The sequence below is a fragment of the Salipiger sp. HF18 genome (genome assembly GCF_011806505.1).
GTDB classification, from domain to species: Bacteria; Pseudomonadota; Alphaproteobacteria; order Rhodobacterales; family Rhodobacteraceae; genus Salipiger; species Salipiger thiooxidans.
The window spans coordinates 1-2,348 of sequence record NZ_JAATOS010000575.1 but is presented as its reverse complement, the minus strand read 5'-3'; the positions used below and the strand labels follow the sequence as shown (position 1 = coordinate 2,348).

3 protein-coding genes are annotated in these 2,348 nt (G+C 69.4%); all 3 read right to left on the bottom strand.

All coding sequences use genetic code 11. The features are described from left to right. Positions 1-52: 52 nt before the first annotated feature. Positions 53-526, bottom strand: a complete 474-nt coding sequence (locus tag HC022_RS24320; RefSeq protein ID WP_008885884.1) for an SspB family protein — start codon at positions 524-526, stop codon at positions 53-55. Positions 527-710: 184 nt separating this feature from the next. Beyond that, complete coding sequence (chrA, locus tag HC022_RS24315; protein ID WP_167454110.1) at positions 711-1,955, bottom strand: chromate efflux transporter; 1,245 nt, start codon at positions 1,953-1,955, stop codon at positions 711-713. Positions 1,956-2,004: 49 nt separating this feature from the next. Further along, the coding region (locus HC022_RS24310) for a DUF1194 domain-containing protein (protein ID WP_167454109.1) at positions 2,005-2,348 on the bottom strand (344 nt) is incomplete at its 5' end.

Below are 2,348 nucleotides of genomic sequence, written 5' to 3'. Positions count from 1 at the left end.
CTGCGGAGAGGCGCGGCGGTTTCCCTCTGGGCCGACCACCGGCGCCGCTCCGTCAGTTCTTTCGGAACGCGTCGAGGCGAACCACCTCGGCGTCCTGCTGGGGCTCGCGATCGCCCGGGCCGTCCGGACCGCCATCGGGCGGGGTGGGATCGTCCTCGTCGTCGTCCTCTTCCTCGTGGGTCTCGAACCGGAGCCCGAACTCGACCGAGGGGTCGACGAAGGTCTTGATCGCGTCGTAGGGGATGTAGAGACGCTCGGGCGCCTCGCCGAAACTGAGGGTCACCGCGAAGCCTTCCTCGGTCACTTCGAGATCGTCGAAGCGGTGCTGGAGCACCACCGTCATCTCACCCGGATAGCGATCCGAGAGCCAGTCGGCCAGCTCCACGTCGGGATGCTGGGTGTCGAAGGTGATGAAGAAGTGATGCTCGCCCGGCAGTCCGCGATTCATGACGTCGGTGAGAACGTCGTGAATGAGCCCGCGCATGGCGCGGTGCATGAGATTTCCGTAGTCGATGCCGCCGGACATGGCACAAATCCTTGTGGTCTGTCCCGCCACCTTATTCGATTCCACGGCGAGGAAAAGACTCCGCGACCGGAAATTTCGCCCCGGCCATGCCATCACGCCCCGTCGTGGCGCATTGGTTCGGGACCGGCGCACAACCTCCCGTATAGGCGTAGTTCTGCGCACGGACCACGGCGCGCGGGCTGTCTCAGAGCGCCCCGAGCCCCCATCCTGCAAGCGCCGTCAGCACCAGCGTGAGCGGCACGGAACGCTTCAGGCCCAATAGCAGCAGGGCCGCGAGCGCGGTCAGCGCCACCGCCTCGGGGCGCAGGCTCGGCAGCACCGGCAGGGTCGCGGTGAGCGGCGACGGAGCAACTGCGGTTTCCGCAAAAAACACGTGGAGCGCGAACCACAGCGACAGGTTGGCGATGACGCCGAGCACCGCCGCGGTGATCGCGGTGAGCGCACCCTGAAGCCGCGGTCTCGCCAGCAGCCGCTCGAGATGCGGGGCGAAGGCGAAGATCCACAGGAAGCAGGGCAGGAAGGTCATCCACAGCGTCAGCGCCGACGCGGCGAGCGCCATGCCCCAGCCTCCCGCCTCGTGGCCGATCAGCTGTCCGGTGAACTGGGTCACGAGGATGAGCGGTCCCGGCGTGGTCTCGGCCAGCCCCAGCGCGTCGACCATCTGCTCTGGCGTCAGCCAGCCGCGGATCTGCACCACCTCCTGTGCCATCCACGCCAGCACCGCGTAGGCGCCGCCAAACGAGACCACGGCGAGCTTGGCGAAGAACAGTCCGAGGTCGAAGAGCAGCGTCTCGCCCGCCAGCCACAGGAGCGGCAGCGGGATCAGCCAGAGCCCGGCCCAGAGCGCGATGCGGGGCAGGGTGGGGGCGGCGTGTCCGGTCGGCGTTGCGGGCTCGGTCACGGCATCTCGCGAGCTTAGCCAGCCCCAGAGCCCAGCCGCTGCGATCACCAGCGGGAAGGGCGCCTGGAAAAGGTAGAGCGCCGCGAAGGAGAGTGCGGCGATCACCGCCGCGGCGCGCCCGTTCAGCGCCTTGCGCCGCAGCCGCAGCAGCGCCTGCAGCACGATGATCACCACCGTGGCCTTGACGCCGAGCATCAGCGCCTCGGTCTCGGGGCGGGTGCCGTAGAGCGCGTAGAGCGCCGCCAGTGCGGCGATCACCAGCGCGCCGGGCAGCACGAAGAGCGCGCCCGCGAGCAGGCCCCCCGCGGTGCCGCGCAGGCGCCAGCCGGCGTAGGTGGCGAGCTGCATCGCCTCGGGGCCGGGCAGCAGCATGCAGAAGGACAGCGCCGAGAGGAACTGCTTCTCGGTGAGCCAGGCGCGCTCTTCCACGAGCACGCGATGCATCAGCGCAATCTGCGCGGCGGGGCCGCCGAAGCTCAGGACGCCGATCCGTCCGAAGTCGCGGAAGAGGAGGGAAAACGATGGCATGACGGCGGTTTGACCGCGGGATGTGACGGGCGTGTGACGGCGCGGTGTCTCAGCCGGTGACACGCGAGACTTCCCGCAGCATCTTGCGCCGGAGCGTCTCGGCAAAGGCGCGGTGCCCGCGCGAGGTGATGACGAAGCCGTTCCGGGTGATCAGCGCACGGCGGTAGAAGTTGGTGATGGCGACCCCGTGGCCGGGCGCCTCGATGGCGAGCCCGTTGACGGTGATGCCCTCGCGTTCGGCCCGGGTGCGGGCGCCGGCGGTGGGGCTGCCCGAGTTCGGCGTGCCGTCGCCCGAGACGTCGATGACCCGGCGCTTGCAATCCGGGGCGGTGGCAAAGCTGTCGATGGCGCCATGCAGCGCCGATCCGGGCGCGGTGTCGGAGAGGATGAAGG

Coding starts and splice junctions, on each gene's coding strand:
- HC022_RS24320 (WP_008885884.1), bottom strand. CDS start 526: ATGTCCGGCGGCATCGACTACGGAAATCTCATGCACCGCGCCATGCGC.
- chrA (WP_167454110.1), bottom strand. CDS start 1,955: ATGCCATCGTTTTCCCTCCTCTTCCGCGACTTCGGACGGATCGGCGTC.